This window comes from Pseudomonas sp. SMV7, assembly GCF_052041995.1.
GTDB lineage: Bacteria > Pseudomonadota > Gammaproteobacteria > Pseudomonadales > Pseudomonadaceae > Aquipseudomonas.
On the sequence record NZ_JBKGGT010000001.1, the window covers coordinates 556321 to 573729 of the forward strand.

Annotated in this window: 14 protein-coding genes and 2 pseudogenes; 7 read left to right on the forward strand and 9 right to left on the reverse strand. The window is 64.8% G+C overall.

The window, feature by feature from the left end; all coding sequences use genetic code 11:
- Positions 1-5: 5 nt before the first annotated feature.
- Positions 6-1196, reverse strand: coding sequence for a type II secretion system F family protein (locus tag ACLEJP_RS02725; RefSeq protein ID WP_440804385.1), 1191 nt, complete (start codon positions 1194-1196; stop codon positions 6-8).
- 11 nt (positions 1197-1207) lie between these two features.
- Positions 1208-1633 carry a type II secretion system major pseudopilin GspG gene (gene gspG / locus ACLEJP_RS02730; protein WP_440804387.1) on the reverse strand — a complete coding sequence of 142 codons (426 nt, stop codon included), beginning with the start codon at positions 1631-1633 and terminating at the stop codon, positions 1208-1210.
- 185 nt (positions 1634-1818) lie between these two features.
- On the opposite strand from gspG, the gene ACLEJP_RS02735 reads away from it, so the two are divergent.
- From ACLEJP_RS02735 to ACLEJP_RS02750, 4 genes are all read left to right on the forward strand, one after another.
- Complete coding sequence (locus tag ACLEJP_RS02735; RefSeq protein WP_440804388.1) at positions 1819-2409, forward strand: lytic transglycosylase domain-containing protein; 591 nt, start codon at positions 1819-1821, stop codon at positions 2407-2409.
- A gap of 142 nt (positions 2410-2551) precedes the next feature.
- On the forward strand, positions 2552-4021 hold the full coding sequence (locus tag ACLEJP_RS02740; protein ID WP_440804389.1) for a sensor histidine kinase: 1470 nt from the start codon (positions 2552-2554) through the stop codon (positions 4019-4021).
- A 215-nt stretch (positions 4022-4236) separates the two neighbouring features.
- A complete protein-coding gene (locus tag ACLEJP_RS02745) occupies positions 4237-5730 on the forward strand; it encodes a sensor histidine kinase (RefSeq protein WP_440804390.1) in 1494 nt (497 codons plus the stop codon).
- Positions 5699-7126 carry a sigma-54-dependent transcriptional regulator gene (locus ACLEJP_RS02750; RefSeq protein ID WP_440804392.1) on the forward strand — a complete coding sequence of 476 codons (1428 nt, stop codon included), beginning with the start codon at positions 5699-5701 and terminating at the stop codon, positions 7124-7126. Before ACLEJP_RS02745 ends, ACLEJP_RS02750 begins: the two co-directional genes overlap by 32 nt.
- Before the next feature lie 39 nt (positions 7127-7165).
- Here ACLEJP_RS02750 and ACLEJP_RS02755 read toward each other — a convergent pair whose 3' ends face one another.
- The 3 genes from ACLEJP_RS02755 to ACLEJP_RS02765 form a co-directional block, all read right to left on the reverse strand.
- Complete coding sequence (locus ACLEJP_RS02755; protein ID WP_440804393.1) at positions 7166-7459, reverse strand: hypothetical protein; 294 nt, start codon at positions 7457-7459, stop codon at positions 7166-7168.
- 84 nt (positions 7460-7543) lie between these two features.
- On the reverse strand, positions 7544-8896 hold the full coding sequence (locus ACLEJP_RS02760) for a GntP family permease (protein WP_170030110.1): 1353 nt from the start codon (positions 8894-8896) through the stop codon (positions 7544-7546).
- Positions 8897-9004: 108 nt separating this feature from the next.
- Positions 9005-9544, reverse strand: a complete 540-nt coding sequence (locus tag ACLEJP_RS02765) for a gluconokinase (protein ID WP_440804395.1) — start codon at positions 9542-9544, stop codon at positions 9005-9007.
- 205 nt (positions 9545-9749) lie between these two features.
- Between ACLEJP_RS02765 and ACLEJP_RS02770 the strand changes: the two genes are divergently transcribed.
- From ACLEJP_RS02770 to ACLEJP_RS02780, 3 genes and pseudogenes are all read left to right on the forward strand, one after another.
- Entirely contained in the window at positions 9750-10769 is a 1020-nt protein-coding gene (locus ACLEJP_RS02770) for a LacI family DNA-binding transcriptional regulator (RefSeq protein WP_440804397.1), read from the forward strand.
- A 228-nt stretch (positions 10770-10997) separates the two neighbouring features.
- Positions 10998-11681, forward strand: a pseudogene (locus tag ACLEJP_RS02775) (PAS domain-containing protein); the annotation flags it as partial.
- A 105-nt stretch (positions 11682-11786) separates the two neighbouring features.
- Positions 11787-12218, forward strand: a pseudogene (locus ACLEJP_RS02780) (methyl-accepting chemotaxis protein); the annotation flags it as partial.
- Here ACLEJP_RS02780 and ACLEJP_RS02785 read toward each other — a convergent pair.
- The 4 genes from ACLEJP_RS02785 to cobM all read right to left on the reverse strand — a co-directional run bounded on the left by ACLEJP_RS02785 (position 12193) and on the right by cobM (position 17381).
- Positions 12193-15474 (reverse strand): transporter substrate-binding domain-containing protein, encoded by a 3282-nt coding sequence (locus ACLEJP_RS02785; RefSeq protein WP_440804398.1) that lies wholly within the window; start codon positions 15472-15474, stop codon positions 12193-12195. The pseudogene ACLEJP_RS02780 and the gene ACLEJP_RS02785 sit on opposite strands and share 26 nt — an antisense overlap.
- 13 nt (positions 15475-15487) lie before the next feature.
- The gene (locus ACLEJP_RS02790; RefSeq protein ID WP_440804399.1) at positions 15488-16102 is read right to left on the reverse strand and encodes a response regulator; all 615 of its coding nucleotides are present in this window, start codon (positions 16100-16102) and stop codon (positions 15488-15490) included.
- 209 nt (positions 16103-16311) lie between these two features.
- Positions 16312-16563: a DUF1272 domain-containing protein gene (locus ACLEJP_RS02795; protein ID WP_440804400.1), complete on the reverse strand. Its 252-nt coding sequence runs from the start codon at positions 16561-16563 to the stop codon at positions 16312-16314.
- 65 nt (positions 16564-16628) lie between these two features.
- Complete coding sequence (gene cobM, locus ACLEJP_RS02800; RefSeq protein WP_440804401.1) at positions 16629-17381, reverse strand: precorrin-4 C(11)-methyltransferase; 753 nt, start codon at positions 17379-17381, stop codon at positions 16629-16631.
- Positions 17382-17409 lie beyond the last annotated feature (28 nt).

The window sequence follows — 17409 nt, forward strand, 5'->3', positions numbered from 1 at the left end:
ACGCCTCAGTGAATGCTCGACGCCAGCTCGAAGATCGGCATGTACATCAGGACCACGATCAGGCCGATCAGCAGGCCGATGAACGTCATCAGCAGCGGTTCGAACAGTTTGACGAACCATTCCACCCAGCGGCCAATCTCCTGGTCGTGAAAATCGGCGCAGCGCTCCAGCATCTCGCCGAGGTTACCGGACTGCTCACCGGCCCGCAGCAGGCGCAGCGAGACCGGCGTCACCAGTTGCCCGGCCTCCAGCGCTTCGGACAGCGGCAGGCCCTCGCCGACCCGCTGGCAGGCCTGCTCCAGGCCCTGGGCCGCGACGCTGCCGAGCAGGCCGTGGGCCATGCCCATGGCGCTGAGGACCGGAATGCCGCCTTGCAGGAGGATGCCCAGCGAGCGGTAGAAGCGTGCCAGTTCGTACATCAGCAAGCGCTGGTGCAACGCCGGCACACGCCGCAACTGGCGGGCGGCCCAGCGCCGCACCCGCGGCTGGCGGCGCAGCAGCCACAGCAGCGTGAGCAAGCCGATGCCGCCCAGTGCCAGCGGCAGTTGCCGGGCATGCAGGAACAGGCCGACCTGCATGAGGCCGCGGGAAAGCCAGGGCAACTCGCTGCCCATGCCCTCGAACACCTGGCTGAAACGCGGCACCACGTAGCCCAGCAGGAACAACACCACGCCACCGCCGACCAGCAACAGCAGCAAGGGGTAGACCGAAGCGCCCAGCAGCTTTTGCCGTACCAGGTCCAGGCGTTGGCGATAGCCGATGTAGCGGGTGAGGGCATCAGCCAGCGCACCGGTGCGTTCGCTGGACTGCACCAGCGCCACGTAAAGCGGCGGGAACGCCCGTGGTTGCGCGGCCAGGGCCTGGGACAGCGAACGGCCTTCGTACAACTGGCGGACCAACTCGTTCAATACCTTGCGCGTGGCGCCTGCCGGGGACTTTTCCGCCAGGCTTTCCAGCGCGTCGATCAGCGGCAGGCCGGCGCCGAGCAGGGTCGCCAGCTCCTGGCTGAACAACACCAGCTCGAAGCTGGCCTCGCGGCGCCTGGCCAGCTGCCACAGGGCGCCACCCTGGCCATGCAGGCTGAGCACGCGCAGGCCCTGGTCCTCGGCCTGACGGCGGGCCTGCTCGGGGTCCTCGGCGTCGATCTGCAGCTGCACCACGCCCTGCCTGCCCAGGGCCTTGAGGACATAGCGCATGGCCGCGCTGCCTACTGCCAGCTGGTGATTTCGGCGTTTTCGCCGTCGCCACCCGGCTGGCCGTCCTTGCCCATCGACAGCAGGTCGTATTCAGCGCCGTTCTCGCCGGGCTGCCGGTAGATGTACGGCCGGCCCCATGGGTCTTGCGGCACGGCCTTCTGCAGGTACGGACCGGTCCAGCGCGTTTCGCCACTGGGCGCGACCACCAGAGCCTGCAGGCCTTGCTCACTGTTGGGGTAGTGGCCGACTTCGAGCCGGTACAGGTCCAGGGCCTTGCTCAGCCCCTCAATCTGCGCCCGCGCGACCTTGGCTTCGGAACGGCCGAGCTGGCTGAAGTACTTGGGCGCAACGATGCCGGCCAACAGGCCGAGCACCACCAGCACGACCAACAGTTCGAGCAGGGTGAAGCCACGCTGGGGGTTGGTTCTGCGCTGCATGGTGAAGCCCTCCGCTGCATCGGGACTCGTGTTGTGCAGGCACCATGCAACAGCCGTGCACGTCTGCCGCGGGGCCTTGCGCCATGCCGCAACGGAAGCGGCACAGTGCTTGCGTCGTGCTCATCGACCTTGGGTTTTCCGGGGCATTTCCCCCAGTTTGGGGGCACGACGAAGAGGCGACCGACATGCGTGGACTCATTCTCGGTTTGGTCTGGCTGGCCGCAGGCGCTGCCCAGGCCGATGTGTACGTGTCCATCGATGCCAAAGGCAGCTACATACTGACCAACGTCCATCGGCCCGGGCGCCTTTACGAAACCGTGATCAGCGAGCCGCAGGGCCAGGCCGGGCCGGCCAACGCGCAGTTGATCACCGGCCGCCCCTACGCCAGGCTGGTCGCCGCCGCAGCGCGCACGCACAATGTTCCGCCGGCGCTGCTGCATGCGGTGATCAAGACCGAGTCCGGTTACAACCCCAAGGCGCGGTCACCGGCGGGCGCGGTAGGGTTGATGCAGCTGATGCCGGATACCGCCCGTGAAATGGGCGTGCAAGACCGCCTGGACCCGGAAGACAACGTGCAGGGCGGGGCGCGCTACCTCAAGCGCATGCTCGACCTGTTCGACAACGACATCACCCTCGCGGTAGCCGCCTACAACGCCGGCCCCGAGGCGGTGCTGCGCCGCGGTGCGGTACCGCCGTTTGCCGAGACCCGGCGCTATGTGCCCGATGTGTTGCGGGAATACCGCAGGTTGCAGGGCCTGCCAGACAGCAGGCCCTGACCGACCAGCAGGCGCCAAGGCCCACCGGGCGCGCGGGCAGCCGGGACCAGGCAATACCCTTCGGCGGATAGCATCGGGCCGAAGCGATGGCTTCCCCGACTCTGGGCTAACCTTCTGAAGGTGCCCAGCCGTGGAGTCCGCCATGGACATCCCCCCTCGTTCCGACACTATCGAAGTGCCTGCCAGTAGCGAGCTGGCCACCTCGCGCAAACCGTTCGACCTGCTGCGCTGGTACGCCTGGGTCAGCCTGGCCATCATTCTTTCGGTAGCGGCCGGGCTGGGGCTGATATCCAGCCGGTTCATCATCGACGAAAGCGTCGAGCGCGATGCCTTGCTCACCGCGCAGTTCATTACCTCCATCGCCGACGCCGAAGTGCGCCATGTGTCGATCCCCAACGTGCGCACCATGGGTGAGCTGCTCGACCCGCGCAATGATCGCGACAACCTGCTCGACGTCGACCCGGACGCCCGGCGCAGGGCGCGTGGCGAGTTCCTCGACCATATCGCCCACCTGCCCGACATGCTGCTGGTCAATATCTATGCGCCGGACCGAACGGTGATCTGGTCCACCAACCCGGCGCTGGTCGGCAAGCTGGTCGAAGGCGATGCCGACCTGGAGCGGGCCTTCGAGTACCGGATGCGGGTCGCGGCCAGCTATCAGGACGTCGACCAGGTGCGTGCCGAACGGAAGTTCGTCGCCCCGCCCGAGCAGCTGTTCATCGAGAACTACATTCCGCTGTTCACCGCCGATGGTGAGCAGGTCACGGCGATGGTCGAGATCTACAAGGAGCCCCGTGACCTGATCGGGCGCATCGAGCGTGGGCTGGTCCTGATCTGGCTGGCGATCGCCGTCGGCGCCGGCCTGGTCTATTTCGGCCTGTACGGCATCATGCACCGCGCCGCGCGGCTGCTGGCGGTGCAGCAGAAGCGCCTGGTCAACAACGAAACCTATGTGGCGCTGGGCGAGGTGTCTTCGGCGGTGGCCCACAGCCTGCGTAACCCACTGGCCAACATCCGCTCCAGCGCCGAACTGGCGCAGGCCTTCGACGATGGCCCGGCGCAGCGCAACGTCAACGAAATCATCAGCCAGGTCGACCGCATGTCGCAGTGGATCCGCCAGATGTTGCAATCGCTGCGCCCGATCGACGATGAGGCGGTGGCGGTGGACCTGCCGCAGGCGCTGCAGGATAGCCTGCAGGCCTACGCGGTACCGCTGGCGCGCGGCGGGGTGAGCCTGGATCTGCAGGCATTGCCGGCCGTGCAGATACTGGGGCACCCGGCGCTACTGCGGCAGGTTTTCAGCAGCCTGATCGCCAATGCCCTGGAGTCGATGGAGCAGGGTGGGCGGCTGCGTGTCGAGGTGGTGCGGCATGACCGGCGGAGCCTGACCCTGCGCCTCTGCGACAACGGCAAGGGCATGAGCGAAGCGCAGCAGCGCATGGCCTTCCGGCCCTTCTTCACTACCAAGCAGGGTGGGCTGGGTGTGGGGCTGGTGCTGGTGAAACGCATCATGGAACGCTTCGGTGGCACGGTCCGGCTTAGCAGCCGCGAAGGTCTTGGCACCCGGGTTTCGTTAGGTTTTCGTCTGTTCAATGCTTCTGAAAAAAATTAGAAAACCTTTATAAGCTGCTGTTTTTAAAGGAAATGATCGATATGGGTGAGATACCCCAAATGTGGGGCTTTTCCCTCTACTGGGACTTAAAAAAATTGTCTAACTCTTTGATTTAGAAAGATTATTAAGTGTTATTCATGGCTGGCCGGATTTTTGCTGCCCGCTAGGTGAAGCGCGACAATGTATGGCAGTTGCGGCTGCCAGGGTGGATGCACATGCAGACGCTGCAGAACGACGTTCATGGCAAGGCCAATACGACCGCTCGCGGTCTGGCCATGCCATTGCTCGAGTTCAACCTGCTGCGCTGGTTCTCGCTGATCAGCCTGCTGATCATTGCCGCCGTGGCGGGCGGGCTGGGTTATGTGTCGACGCGTTTCGTGGTGCGCGACAGTGTCGAGCGCGATGCCATGCTGACCGCGCAGTTCATCCAGGCCATCGCTCAGGCCGAGGTGCGCCATTCGCAATTACCGCCGGGCAGCACCATGGGCGAGCTGCTCGATCCGCGCCTGGACCAGCAGCACTTGCAGTTCAGCCCGGCGCTTGCCGAATCGACCCGGGTGGAATTCCTCGACCATGTCGCGCACCTGCCGGACATATTGCTGGCCAACGTCTATGCCCGCGATCGCACCATCATCTGGTCAACCAACCCGGCGCTGATCGGCGAGCGCATCGAGGCCGATGGCGACCTCGACCGCGCTTTCCACTCGCGCAAGGCTGTCTCGGCCAGCTACCACCAGGCCAACGATGACCGCGAAGAGCAGAAGTTCCAGCGTGAACCGCGTTCGCTGTTCATTGAAAACTACATTCCGCTGTTCGACAGCCAAGGCGAACAGGTGCTGGCCATGGTTGAAATCTACAAGGAGCCCCAGGACCTGGCCCGGCGCATCCAGCGCGGCTACGTGTTGATCTGGGCCTCGACTTTGGTGGGCGGGGCGCTGATCTACTTCGGCCTGTTCTGGATCGTGCGGCGTGCCGCGCAGCTGCTGCACCTGCAGCAGGACCGGCTGGTGGCCAATGAAACCTATGTCGCCCTGGGCGAGATGTCGTCTGCGGTGGCGCACAGCCTGCGCAACCCGCTGGCGAACATCCGCTCCAGCGCCGAACTGGCCCAGGAAATCGCCGCCCCTGCGGCGCAAAAGAACATCGCTGACATCATCAGCCAGGTCGACCGCATGTCGCGCTGGGTACGCGATTTTCTGGTGTCGCTGCGCCCCACCAGCGACGAGGCCGAAGCCGTGGACCTGGTGGCGGCCATCGAGGATACCCGGCTGGCTTTCGCCCAGCAGATCGACCGCAACGGCATACGCTTCCGCTACGAAGGCCCCGCTTTGCAGTGGGTGAACAGCCAGCCGCTGCAGCTCACGCAGATTCTCAACAGCCTGTTTTCCAATGCCCTGGAAGCCATGCCTGAGGGCGGCCTGCTGTGTGCCCAGGTCAGCGTGCAGGATGGCCAGCGTGCCGAGTTGGTCCTGGTCGACACCGGCAAGGGCATGAGCCAGCAGCAGGAGCGCATGGTGTTCAAGCCGTTCTACACCACCAAGCAGGGCGGCCTTGGCGTAGGCCTGGCCCTGGTCAAGCGCATCATGGAGCGTTTTGGCGGTTCGGTCAGCCTGAGCAGCCGTGAACAGGAAGGAACCCGTGTCAGCCTCACATTCAACATTGCAGCGGGAGGGGCCCATGGAGCACAGCATCCTGGTCGTCGAGGATGATGAAGTCCTCGCCGACAACATCCGTACCTACCTCAGCCTCAAGGGCTTCGAGGTCACCCTGTGCGACAGCGCGGAACTGGCGCTGGAGCACATCAAGCGGGCCCGACCCGATGCCGTGCTGACCGACAACTCGCTGCCGGGCATAAGCGGGCACGACCTGCTGCGCACCCTGGTGGCACAGGTGCCGGACCTGAAAGTGATCATGATGACCGGTTACGGCAATGTCGAAGATGCGGTACAGGCCATGAAGGAGGGGGCTTTCCATTACCTGACCAAGCCGGTGGTACTGGCCGAACTCAAGCTGACCCTGGACAAGGCCCTGGCCACCGAACGCATGGAGCGCACGTTGTCGTTCTACCAGGAGCGCGAGGCGCAGAAGTCCGGCTTGCAGGCGTTGATCGGCGAATCGCCGAGCATGCTTGGCCTCAAGCACACCTTGCGCCAGCTGCTGGACGCCGAGCGGCGCATGACCAGCAACGACTTGCCGCCGGTGCTGATCGAAGGCGAGACCGGTACCGGCAAGGAACTGGTGGCGCGTGCCCTGCATTTCGACGGTTCACGCAGCAAAGGGCCGTTCATCGAGTTCAACTGCGCCTCGATCCCGGCCAACCTGCTGGAAGCGGAGCTGTTCGGCCACGAGAAGGGTGCTTTTACCGATGCCAAGGAGCGCCGGGTGGGCCTGGTAGAGGCGGCCGATGGCGGCACGCTGTTCCTCGACGAGATTGGCGAGATGGACCTGACCTTGCAGGCCAAGCTGCTCAAATTGCTGGAGGACCGCAGCATCCGCCGCATCGGTGCGGTGAAGGAGCGCAAGGTCGACCTGCGGGTGATCAGCGCCACCAACTGCAACCTGGAACAGATGGTGCAGCAGGGCAAGTTCCGCCGCGACCTGTTCTTCCGCCTGCGCATCATTGCCCTGAAAGTGCCGCGCCTGTATGCCCGTGGCCAGGATGTGCTGCTGCTGGCGAGGCATTTCCTGGCCCACCACGGCAGGCGTTATGGCAAGCCGAACCTGCGCTTTTCCGCCGAAGCGGAAAACCTGATGCTCGGCTACAGCTGGCCGGGCAATGTACGTGAACTGCGCAACATGCTGGAGCAGACCGTGCTGCTGGCTCCGAACGACGTGGTGCAGGCGCACCAGCTGAACCTGTGCCTGACCCTGATTGACGAGCCGATGGTGCAGCAGCCGGCGCCTGCGACGTTCGACACCCCCCGGCATGAGCCCGAGCCAGGGACCAGCCTGCCGGACATGGAGCGCGACCTGGTGTGCCGGACCCTGGACCGCACGGACTGGAACGTGACCAAGTCTGCGCGCATGCTCGGCCTGTCGCGGGACATGCTGCGCTACCGCATCGAGAAGCTGGGGCTGACCAGGCCGGACAAGCGCCAGTGGTGATGCGCTGCCACAGGGTAGGTGGCAGCTTCCGGCTTTGGCTCAACGTTGGTTGTCGGCGCCACCCTGCCGCCCGGTTCCTTCCGAGCCGCTGCCATCCATTCCCGGCAAGTCCCGGTTGTCATCCTGCTTGGCCGGCGGGCTGTCGGGGTCGTTGCCCTTGATCCGCGGGTCGGTATCGCGTGGCATGGGCTGCTCGATGGGGTTGAGGGTGCTGTCCACACCCGGCTTGGGCGCCGGGTTGTGCGGGTCGTCGGGGTAGGTGGGGCCCGTGCCGGCGGCGAGGGCCAGCGGCGCTGCGAACAGGGTGATCAGCAGGATGTTTGAACGGGGCATGGCAGGCTCCTTGGCTTCGGGTAGGGCTGATACTTCGTTTCGGCCCTACCCGGCGCTGCAGGGTGCCATCACCCCGATCAACGGTCACACCACCAGTGACAGCAACAGGATGAAGATGATGCCGACGATCGACAGGATGGTCTCCATCATGCTCCAGGTCTTGAAGGTTTCCGCCACGGTCATGTTGAAGTACTGCTTCACCAGCCAGAAACCGGCATCGTTGACATGCGAGAGGATCAGCGAGCCGGCACCGGTGGCCAATACCAGCAGCTCACGGTTCACCCCCGGAACCAGGTCAATCACCGGCGCGACGATGCCCGCGCCAGTAATGGTGGCGACCGTGGCGGAACCGGTGGCGATGCGGATCACCGCGGCCACCAGCCAGGCCAGCAGAATCGGCGAGATCTCGGCCTGCACCGCCATCTGCCCGATCACGTTACCCACGCCGGTGTCCACCAGCATCTGCTTGAAGCCACCGCCGGCGCCGACGATCAGCACGATCGCGGCGGTCGGTGCCAGGCTCTGGTCGAGCATTTTCATGATCTGCTGGCGGTTGAAGCCACGGGCCGCGCCGAAGGTGTAGAAAGCCAGCAGCAGGGCCGCGAGCAGCGCGGTGATGGGGTGGCCGATCAGGTCCATCCACTGGCGCACGATGTGCTCGGCGGGCAGTACCACGTCGGCGAAGGTCTTCAGCAGCATCAGGACCACCGGCAGCAGCACGGTGACCAGGGTGATGGTGAAGCTCGGCAGGTTGCCCTGGTCGGACTCCTTGGCAATCTGGTCCATCAGCTCCTGCGAGGGGCTGCCCGGGATGTAGCGGGAGATGAAGTTACCGAACAGCGGGCCGGCGATGATGGCGGTCGGCAGGGCCACGATCAGGCCATAGAAGATGGTCTTGCCGATGTCGGCATGGAAGATGCCGATGGCCAGCAGCGGGCCCGGGTGCGGCGGGACCAGGCCGTGCACCACCGACAGCCCGGCCAGCAGCGGAATGCCGATCTTGATCAACGACACGCCGGAGCGCCGGGCGACGATGAACACCAGCGGTATCAGCAGCACGAAGCCGATCTCGAAGAACAGCGGGATACCCACCAGGAAGGCGGCGAACATCATTGCCCAGTGCACGTTCTTCTTGCCGAAGGCGCGAATCAGTGTTTGTGCGATCTGGTCGGCGCCACCGGAGTCGGCCATCAGCTTGCCGAGCATGGTGCCCAGGGCGAGCACGATGCCGACGAAGCCCAGTACGCCACCGAAGCCGTCCTGGAACGATTTCATTACCTTGGCCACCGGCATGCCGGAGGTCAGGCCAAGGAAGCCGGCCGCGAGGGTCAGGGCGACGAAGGGGTGGACTTTGAAATGGGTGATCAGCAGGATCAGCCCGACGATGGTAACCAGCGCGTCGAGCAGCAGGAAGGTATCAGTAGCCAGTCCGAACATGGTTTGAAGGCCTCGGTCTTATCGTTGTTTTGGCGTAGATTTTTGAAACTTTGCCCGCAGGTACGGGTCGGGTAGCGCTGTCTTTGCCAGGCCGATGAAGCCGCCGGGTCAGGCGGTCTGGGCCAGGCTCCGCTCACCGCGCTGCTTTAGCCAGCTGTCTACCGCTTCGGCCAGCGCGTCGATGGGTTGGGTAGCATCCAGTGCCAGGGTCAGGGGTTCGCCACGCGGCGATTCCAGCGCAGCGAACTGGCTGTCGATGAGGCTCGCCGGCATGAAATGCCCGGGACGGGCCAGCACGCGTTTTTCGGCCTCGGCGGGCGACAGTTCGAGGAACACGAACACCAGCCCGGGCATGGCCTCGCGCAGGGTTTCGCGGTAGCGGCGCTTGAGTGCCGAACAGGTCAGGATCGGGCGCTCCCCGGCCTGGGTGGTTGCCTGCAGTTCCTGGCCGAGGCGCACCAGCCAGCCGGCGCGGTCGCCGTCGTCCAGGGGGATGCCAGCGCTCATCTTGCGGATGTTCTCGGCAGGGTGGAACGCGTCGCCTTCGATCAGGCGGCCACCGCTTCGTGCGGCGATGGCCGCGCCGATGCAGCTTTTGCCGCAACCGGCCACGCCCATCACCACGATGGCAGACAGGGGAGAATTCATCAGTACCTCCTGCGGGTGAGATAGCGCTGTCTCGTCATCGACGAACAGTCACCTCCCCGGTGTTATTGATCTTGTCATACGCAGTATGGACGCTCGGCGGCGAGCCGGTGGCGGCTGCGACCAAAGATTACATTGCCTGCGTCCTGAGACAGCGCTACCTTAGTGGCCGTTCCCCTTCCTTGCAAGTAGTAAAATTACAACATCCATGTCCCGCACCGGCTCGCGTACCACAGGTCGTCCCACCCTGGCAGAAGTCGCCAGGCAATCCGGGGTTTCCCCGATCACCGCATCGCGCGCCTTGCGTGGTGTCAGCACCGTTGCCCCGGCACTGGTCGAAAAGGTCGTTGCCGCAGCGGCGAGCCTCGGCTACGTGGCAAACCCGGCAGCCCGGGCCCTGGCCTCGGCCCGCAGCCAGTCGGTGGTGGTATTGATTCCGTCGCTGTCCAACCAGCTGTTCATCGACACCCTCGAGGCGATCCACGATGTCATGCGTCCGCGTGGGCTGGAGGTGCTGATCGGCAACTACCACTACGATCTCGCCGAGGAAGAGAACCTGATCCGCAACTACCTGGCCTACCAGCCCTGCGGCATGCTGTTGACCGGCTTCGAACGCAGCGAGGCATCGCGGCAGATGCTGGCGGCCAGTGGCGTGCCCTGTGTGCACATGATGGAACTCAACGGCGACGCCGGGGCACTGTCGGTCGGCTTTTCCCAGCAGCAGGCCGGGCGCGCTGCGGCACGCCACCTGATCGAGCGCGGACGCAAGCGTTTGGCGTTCATTGCAGCGCAGCTCGACCCGCGGGTGATGCAGCGCGCCGAAGGCTTCCGCCAGGCGCTGGCCGAGGCCGGCCTGCAGGCAGCCGAGCTGGAGGTGCTGGCGCCGGAACCTTCGTCCATCGCCCTGGGCAGCGCGCTATTCAGCCAACTGTTGCAGCAGGCGCCGGACGTCGACGGTATTTTCTTCTGCAACGACGACCTGGCCCAGGGCGCGGTCCTGCAGGCCTTGCGCCAAGGGGTCGAGGTGCCGCGGCAGGTCGCCATGGTCGGTTTCAACGACCTGCCGGCGTCGGCGCACATGGTGCCGCGGCTGACGTCGATTCGCACGCCCAGGGCCGCAGTCGGGCGAGGCGCAGCGCAGGCGCTGCTGGCGTTGCTCGACGGCAAGCGAGTAGCGAACGCCCAGCAGGACCTTGGCTTCGAGTTGATGGTGCGGGAAAGCTCCTGACCTGCAACGCTGCAGAACAACAGCATTGGCTAATGAACCCATAGCGATTTCTGCAGTGGTAGCACTGTGCTTGCATGGCGCTGGCGGCGATCTATGCTCAGGACACCGCGCATACAGGAGTCCGGGGTCATGTTCGATTTCCATCGCAAAGCCGATCTGGTCGAGATTCAGCGCAGCCATCAGGCGCTGGCCGGTTTGCAGGCCAAGCTGGCGGCAATCAGCCGTTCGATGGCGATGATCGAGTTCGCCCCCGACGGCACCATCCTCGATGCCAACGAGCGCTTCTGCCAGGCCATGGGCTACAGCGTTGACGAATTGCGCGGCAAGCACCACCGGCTATTCTGCGACCCTGCCTATGCGAAAAGCGCCGAATACCAGCAATTGTGGCGTGAACTGGCGCAGGGCAAGGCCATCAGCGGTACGTTCGAGCGCGTCGACAAGGCCGGCCGTGAAGTCTGGCTGGAGGCCAGCTACATGCCGGTACTGGATGAGCAGCAGCAGGTCAGCAGCGTGATCAAGGTGGCGTCCGATATCAGCCAGCGGGTGGTTCAGGAGCACGAGAGCGAGAGCCTGCTAAAGGCCATCAGCCGCTCGATGGCAGTGATCGAATTCACCCCGCAAGGGCGGGTGATCACGGCCAACCAGAACTTCCTCGACACCATGGGCTATCGCCTGGAGGAGGTGGTCGGTCGTCACCACGGGCTGTTTTGCCTGGCGCATGAGCGTGAGTCGGCCGGCTACCGCGAGTTCTGGGCGTCGCTCAACCGCGGCGAGTACCATTCGCACCGTTTCGAGCGCGTCGACAAGCACGGGCGGACGGTCTATCTGGAAGCTTCCTACAACCCGATCTTCGACAGCAAGGGCCGCTTGTACAAGGTCGTCAAGTTCGCCAGCGACATTACTCGCCAGGTCAGCACCCAGCAAAGCGCTGCCGATGCCGCCCACGCCAGCTCGGTGCAAACCGATGCCTGCGCGCGCAAGGGCACGCAGGTGGTACAGCAGGCTGTGCAGGTGATCGAGCAGATTTCCCATGAGTTGAACGACGCCGCACGCAGTATCGATGCGGTGAGCAAACAGTCGGATGTGATCGGCCAGATCGTGCTGACCATTCGCGGGATCGCCGACCAGACCAACCTGCTGGCCTTGAATGCGGCCATCGAGGCGGCCCGTGCCGGGGAGCATGGGCGCGGTTTTGCCGTGGTCGCCGACGAGGTACGCAGCCTGGCGGCGCGGACCAGCAAGGCGACCCTGGAAATTGTCGATGTGGTGCGCCAGAACCATGACCTGTCGTTGCTGGCAGTGGCCAGCATGCAGTCCAGCCTGAACCGCACCGGTCATGGCGTGGCGCTGGCCAACGAGGCGGGTACGGTGATCATGGAGATCCAGCAGGGCTCACGGCACGTGGTGGATGCCATCAGCCAGATCAGTTCGACGTTGCAATTGCACTGAGTGCATCGCCCAGTTCGACCAGCAGGTCCTGCAAGCTGTCCTGCAGCTGCATGCGCAGTTGCGCTGTCGGGCGGCCTTGGTCGTGAGCCTGCTCGATCGCTTCGCAGGCCTTGACCAGCGTGCGCACCTTGAGCATCTTCGCGCCGCCCTTGATCCGGTGAGCCAGGGCGCGCAACGCCTCGCCGGGGGCGTCTGCGGGCAGTGCGCGCAATGCCGCCAGGTCGTCGCTGACGCTTTGCAGCAGTTGCTCCAGCAGATGCCGCGTCAGTTGTTCATCGTCCTGGGTCAGGTGACGCAGTTCGTCGAGGTTGAACCCGCTGCCAGGTCGCGCTGGTGGTTGTTGCTGCGGCTGCGGCGGCTGCTGGGCCTGAGGCAGATGGGTCTTGAGCGTACGCAGGCCGATCGGCTTGAACAGGCATTCGTCCATGCCGCTGGCCAGGCAGCGGGCACGCTCCTCGGCCTGGGCGTTGGCGGTCACCCCGAGAATGCGGCATGGCGGCAGGCCGCGCTCGCCTTCGAGGCTGCGGATACGACGGGTCAACTCATGGCCGTCCATGACCGGCATGCTGCAATCGGTTATCACCAGGTCGAAGTGGTCTGCCTGCCAGCGTGTCAAAGCGGTTTCGCCGTTCTCGGCCAGGGTCACGCGATGGCCCAGGGTATGCAGCTGGCGCTCCAGCAACAGCAGGTTGGCGGGGTAGTCGTCGACGACCAGGATGTTCAGCGGGCCGCTGCCGCTTTCCAGGGCCGGGGCGTGCTGTTCGGCCGGCGGCGGTGCCGTGCAGGCGGGAAGCCGCAGGTTGACCTGCACCCTGGTGCCCACGCCTTCTACGCTTTGCAGGCTCAAGGTGCCGCCCATCAACTCGGCCAGGGTGCGGCTGATGACCAGGCCCAGACCCGCGCCCTGGCGGGCCCGTGGGCCGTCGGCCTGGACGAATGCATTGAACAACCTGGCCTGGTCGGCAGGACTGATACCGATGCCGGTGTCGCGCACGCTCAGTACCACCGCCAGGCGCTCGGTGTCGTGCGCGGAACACTGCAGGCTGGCCTGCACTTCGCCACGGTCGGTGAATTTGATGGCGTTGCTGATCAGATTGGACAGGACCTGCTTGAGCCGCAGCGGATCGGCCAGGACCCAGACCGGCGCGGCAGGCAGTTCGCCGTGCAGGTGCAGGCCTTTGGCCCGTGCATTGCCTTCGAACACCCGCACGCTGGCGCGTACCAACTCGACCAGGTTGGTGGGCACCGGCTGCAGGGTGATGTGCCCGGATTCGATACGCGAAATGTCCAGGATATCGCCGATCAGTTCAAGCAGGCCGATGGCTGAATCATGGGCAGTCTGCAGGGTCTGGGCGTCGCATCGGCCGCTGCGGCTGTCTTCCAGGGCCATCTCCAGCAGGCCGATCACGGCATTCATCGGGGTGCGGATTTCATGGCTCATGGTGGCCAGGAAGGTGCTTTTGGTCTGGCTGGCCTGCTCGGCGTCGTCCTTGGCCTGGCGCAGTTGCTCCAGCAGGCCCCTGCTCAGTGCCAGCTGCGCTTGCAGCGCATGCTGGGCCTCGGTGCGCTGGTTGATGAGTTTGCGCAGGTAGCTGTTCCAGAACACCACCCCGGCCAGCAGCAAGGCCGATAGCACCAGGACCTGCAGGGCCAGGGTGCGGTAGTCGCGCCAGGGGCTGTCGCTGACCAGCGTGCTGGTGCGCCAGCGGTTGCTCAGCTGGTCCAGCTCTTCCGGGGGAATACTCAGCAGCGCCTTGTCGAGGATCGCCTGCAGTTGAGGCTGGTCTGCGGCCACGGCAAAGGCGGCGACGGCGGGGTCGTCATCAAGCACGCTGGCGATGCGCAACCGGTCCTTGAATACATGGTTGATGTAGTAGGCAGCATTGATGTGGCTGCTCAGGGCGACGTCGGCGTTACCGTTGGCCACGGCCTCCATCAGGCCGAGCGGGGTGTCCACTTCGACCACCTTGGCCTGCGGGTAGCGTCGCTGCAACAGGGCCTGTTGCGGAGAGCCGCGTATCAGGGCAATACGCTGGTCTCGCAGCGCGCTGGCCACCACCGCTGGCGGAGTGTCGCTGCGCGACACCAGTACCCGTGGGCTGACCAGGTAGGGGCGGGTATAGCGCAGCTGCTTCGAACGGTCTGCGCCATAGCCCAGGGCACCGATCATCTGCGCGTCACCGCGGACCAGTTGCTCGATCATGGTCTGAGCCGAAGGGCTTTCGACCGGCTTGAAACGCAACCCCGTGCGCAGCGATATCTGCTTGAGCAGATCGAGGGTGATGCCGCTGGGGCGATGCTGGGTGTCGTTGAACGTCAACGGTGCCAGCGACGTGTTGACCAGTACGCTGATGTCGGGGTTGGCCGCAATCCAGGCCTCTTCTTCATCGGTCAGTGCGGCGAGATGGCGCTGCAACAGCAGGCTGGTGTTACCGCTGCTCCAGCGGCGCAGGATGTTCAGGCGTTCGCTATCGCTGATGCGCGCCAGCGCCGCGTCGACCAGCCGGCGCAGGCGTGGGTTGTCATTGGCCAGGGCAAAGGCAAACGCCCCGGGGGCGACCGGGCAGAAGTGGTCGATCTTCAAGGTGCCCTGGTAAATCTTGCCAATCGTGAAATCAGTACTGATGGCATCGCCCAGGTAGGCGTCGGCCTCACCCAGCTCGACGGCGGCCAGCCCGGCGAGGGTCGAGCGATACAGGCTCAGTTGCGCCTTGGGGTACAGGGCGCGGACGTTGCCGGCGGGCAGGTAATGGTCGACCATGGCCAGGCGCAGGCCGGCGAGATCGGAGGTGTGCTTCAGGCTCGCCCCCTCGCGGGTAACGATGACCGGCAGGTCATCGGCGTAGCGCGCGCTCAGGCTTAGCTTGGCGTCGGCCGCCTCGAACGCATTGGAACTGCCCAGCAGGTCGATCCGGCCGTCCCGCAGCGCAGCAATGGCTTCATGACGGCTGTCGAAACGGCGCACTTCGATGTCGATACCTAGTTGCTCGGCAATGATCCCTGCGTAGTCGGCGCTGAGGCCCTCATAGTCGCGCTGGCTGACGTTGATTTCCAGCGGTGGGTAGTCGGGCCGTGAACTGCCCAGCACCAGACGCTGGCGTTGCCGCAGCCATTGCCGGTCCTCGCTGGACAGGGCCAGAGGCGCGGCGGCGCTGACCGAGCGGGCCAGCAACTGGCGGGGTTCGCTGTTGGCCAGCAGCGCGCCGGAGCTGACCAGGCTGATGGCCAGAAGGGCGCTTGCCAGCAGGCGCTTCATGGCAGTCGCACGCTCAGTAGACGCTGTTGCGCTTGGCCAGGTCGACCATTTCCACCAGGGATTCGGTCTTGAGCTTCTCCATGATGCGGCCCCGGTAGGTGCTGATGGTCTTGGCGCTGAGGTTCATGCAGGTGCCGATGTTCTTGTTGTTTTCGCCGCGTGCCAGGCGCCGCAGCACTTCCATTTCCCGGTTGGAGAGGCTGGCCAGGCGCACGGGCTCGCTTTCCAGGGAGTTGCTGTTGACCGACATCTGCGGAAAGGTCGAGTAGCCCTTGACCAAGGCCTTGAGGGCAAACAGCAGGGCTTCGTGGTCTTCTTCCTTGGTGACGAACGCACCGATCCCGGCGTCCAGGCAGCGGCGCACGTACAGGTCGGTGGCCTGCCCGGTCAGCACCATGATCTTGGGCACCGGCTCCAGGCATTGCAGGCGCTTGATCACTTCCATGCCGTCCAGGCCAGGCAGGCCGATATCGAGAATGACTACATCCGGGCGCAGCTCGCGGGCCACCTGTGCCACCTCGCTGCCATTGCCGACCTCGCCGACGACGTTGAAACGCTCGCGCTCGAGTAGTAGGCGCAACGACAGCCGGACGATGGGGTGGTCGTCAACGATCAGCACGGTTGTCATGAGGAAAACTCCTGTGAAGATGTGGTCCGCTTCCTGGATCACTCAGGAATACGTCAACAAATGGGGTTATCGGACGCGCTGCACGATACGATCATTCCGAACATTTGGTAATGCCGAGTATAGAAGTGTTGAAAGTCCCCGCGCTTGTTGTTGAAAAGTCCTACAAAGGAGGAGAAGCCACCGGCCTGGCAACGCGGCGATGCCGGTTTTCAGGCCGTGCTGGCGCAGGCGGGATGCGCCTTGTTCACGCGCTGGGTAGCGGCGGGGTTATTGGCCAGGGCCTGGCCGACCCTTGCCGGGCGGGCCACCAGCTGGCCGGAGCAGTTCGGGCAACGGCCCTGGAAACGGGTTTCAGCGCAGGCGCGACAGAACGTGCATTCGAACGAGCAGATTAGCGCGTCGCTGCTGTCACCCGGCAGGTCGGTATCGCAGCATTCACAGTTGGGGCGTAGCTCCAGCATTGCATGACTCCTGTTCGCAGGTGGGAACACGGAGTCTGCTACGCCCGCGACGCGCCTGGCAATGCTCAGTCGCCAGGGCGGTAAAGGTGGGCGTGCCCGGCACGGTACAAGGCCGACTCGGCAAAGGGTGTGTCGCCCAGCACATGGCCGACCAGGATCAGCGCGGTGCGCCGAAAGCCTTTTGCTGCCACGCGTTCGACGATATTGCCCAGGGTGCCGCGGACCCAGTCCTGGTCTGGCCAGGTGGCGCGATGCACCACCGCCACCGGGCACTGCGCGCCGTAGTGCGGCAGCAATTCATCGACAATGCGCGAAAGGTGCTTGACTCCCAGGTGAATCGCCAGGGTGCTGCCATGTCGCGCGAGGTCGCCCAGTTGCTCGCCAGGCGGCATTGGCGAGCTGTCGCCATAGCGGGTCAGGATCACCGTTTGCGCGACTTGCGGCAGGGTCAGTTCGCAGCCGAGCAGGGCGGCGCTGGCCGCTGTGGCAGTGACGCCGGGAACGATCTGGTAGTCGATGCCCAGTGCCTGCAGGTGGCGGATCTGCTCGCCGATGGCACCGTACAGGCTGGGGTCGCCACTGTGTACCCGGGCGACGTCATGGCCTTGCTCGTGCGCATTGCGCATGGCCGCGATGATCTGTTCCAGGTGCAGTTCGGCGCTGTTGATCACGGTTTCGGCCTGGTGGCCTTCGAGCACCGCAGCAGGCACCAGCGAGCCGGCATAGATGATCACCTGGCACTGGCGGATCAGCCGTTGCCCCTTGATCGTGATCAGTTCCGGGTCGCCGGGCCCGGCGCCGATAAAATAGACCGTCATGATAGTCCTTGCAGGAAGTTGCGGTGGA

Excerpts from the sequence above, each read along its gene's own strand:
- ACLEJP_RS02790 (WP_440804399.1), bottom strand. The coding sequence starts at position 16,102 with ATGACAACCGTGCTGATCGTTGACGACCACCCCATCGTCCGGCTGTCG.
- ACLEJP_RS02735 (WP_440804388.1), top strand. The coding sequence starts at position 1,819 with ATGCGTGGACTCATTCTCGGTTTGGTCTGGCTGGCCGCAGGCGCTGCC.
- ACLEJP_RS02770 (WP_440804397.1), top strand. The coding sequence starts at position 9,750 with ATGTCCCGCACCGGCTCGCGTACCACAGGTCGTCCCACCCTGGCAGAA.
- ACLEJP_RS02725 (WP_440804385.1), bottom strand. The coding sequence starts at position 1,196 with ATGCGCTATGTCCTCAAGGCCCTGGGCAGGCAGGGCGTGGTGCAGCTG.
- ACLEJP_RS02755 (WP_440804393.1), bottom strand. The coding sequence starts at position 7,459 with ATGCCCCGTTCAAACATCCTGCTGATCACCCTGTTCGCAGCGCCGCTG.
- ACLEJP_RS02795 (WP_440804400.1), bottom strand. The coding sequence starts at position 16,563 with ATGCTGGAGCTACGCCCCAACTGTGAATGCTGCGATACCGACCTGCCG.
- cobM (WP_440804401.1), bottom strand. The coding sequence starts at position 17,381 with ATGACGGTCTATTTTATCGGCGCCGGGCCCGGCGACCCGGAACTGATC.
- ACLEJP_RS02740 (WP_440804389.1), top strand. The coding sequence starts at position 2,552 with ATGGACATCCCCCCTCGTTCCGACACTATCGAAGTGCCTGCCAGTAGC.
- gspG (WP_440804387.1), bottom strand. The coding sequence starts at position 1,633 with ATGCAGCGCAGAACCAACCCCCAGCGTGGCTTCACCCTGCTCGAACTG.
- ACLEJP_RS02745 (WP_440804390.1), top strand. The coding sequence starts at position 4,237 with ATGCAGACGCTGCAGAACGACGTTCATGGCAAGGCCAATACGACCGCT.
- ACLEJP_RS02760 (WP_170030110.1), bottom strand. The coding sequence starts at position 8,896 with ATGTTCGGACTGGCTACTGATACCTTCCTGCTGCTCGACGCGCTGGTT.
- ACLEJP_RS02765 (WP_440804395.1), bottom strand. The coding sequence starts at position 9,544 with ATGAATTCTCCCCTGTCTGCCATCGTGGTGATGGGCGTGGCCGGTTGC.
- ACLEJP_RS02785 (WP_440804398.1), bottom strand. The coding sequence starts at position 15,474 with ATGAAGCGCCTGCTGGCAAGCGCCCTTCTGGCCATCAGCCTGGTCAGC.
- ACLEJP_RS02750 (WP_440804392.1), top strand. The coding sequence starts at position 5,699 with ATGGAGCACAGCATCCTGGTCGTCGAGGATGATGAAGTCCTCGCCGAC.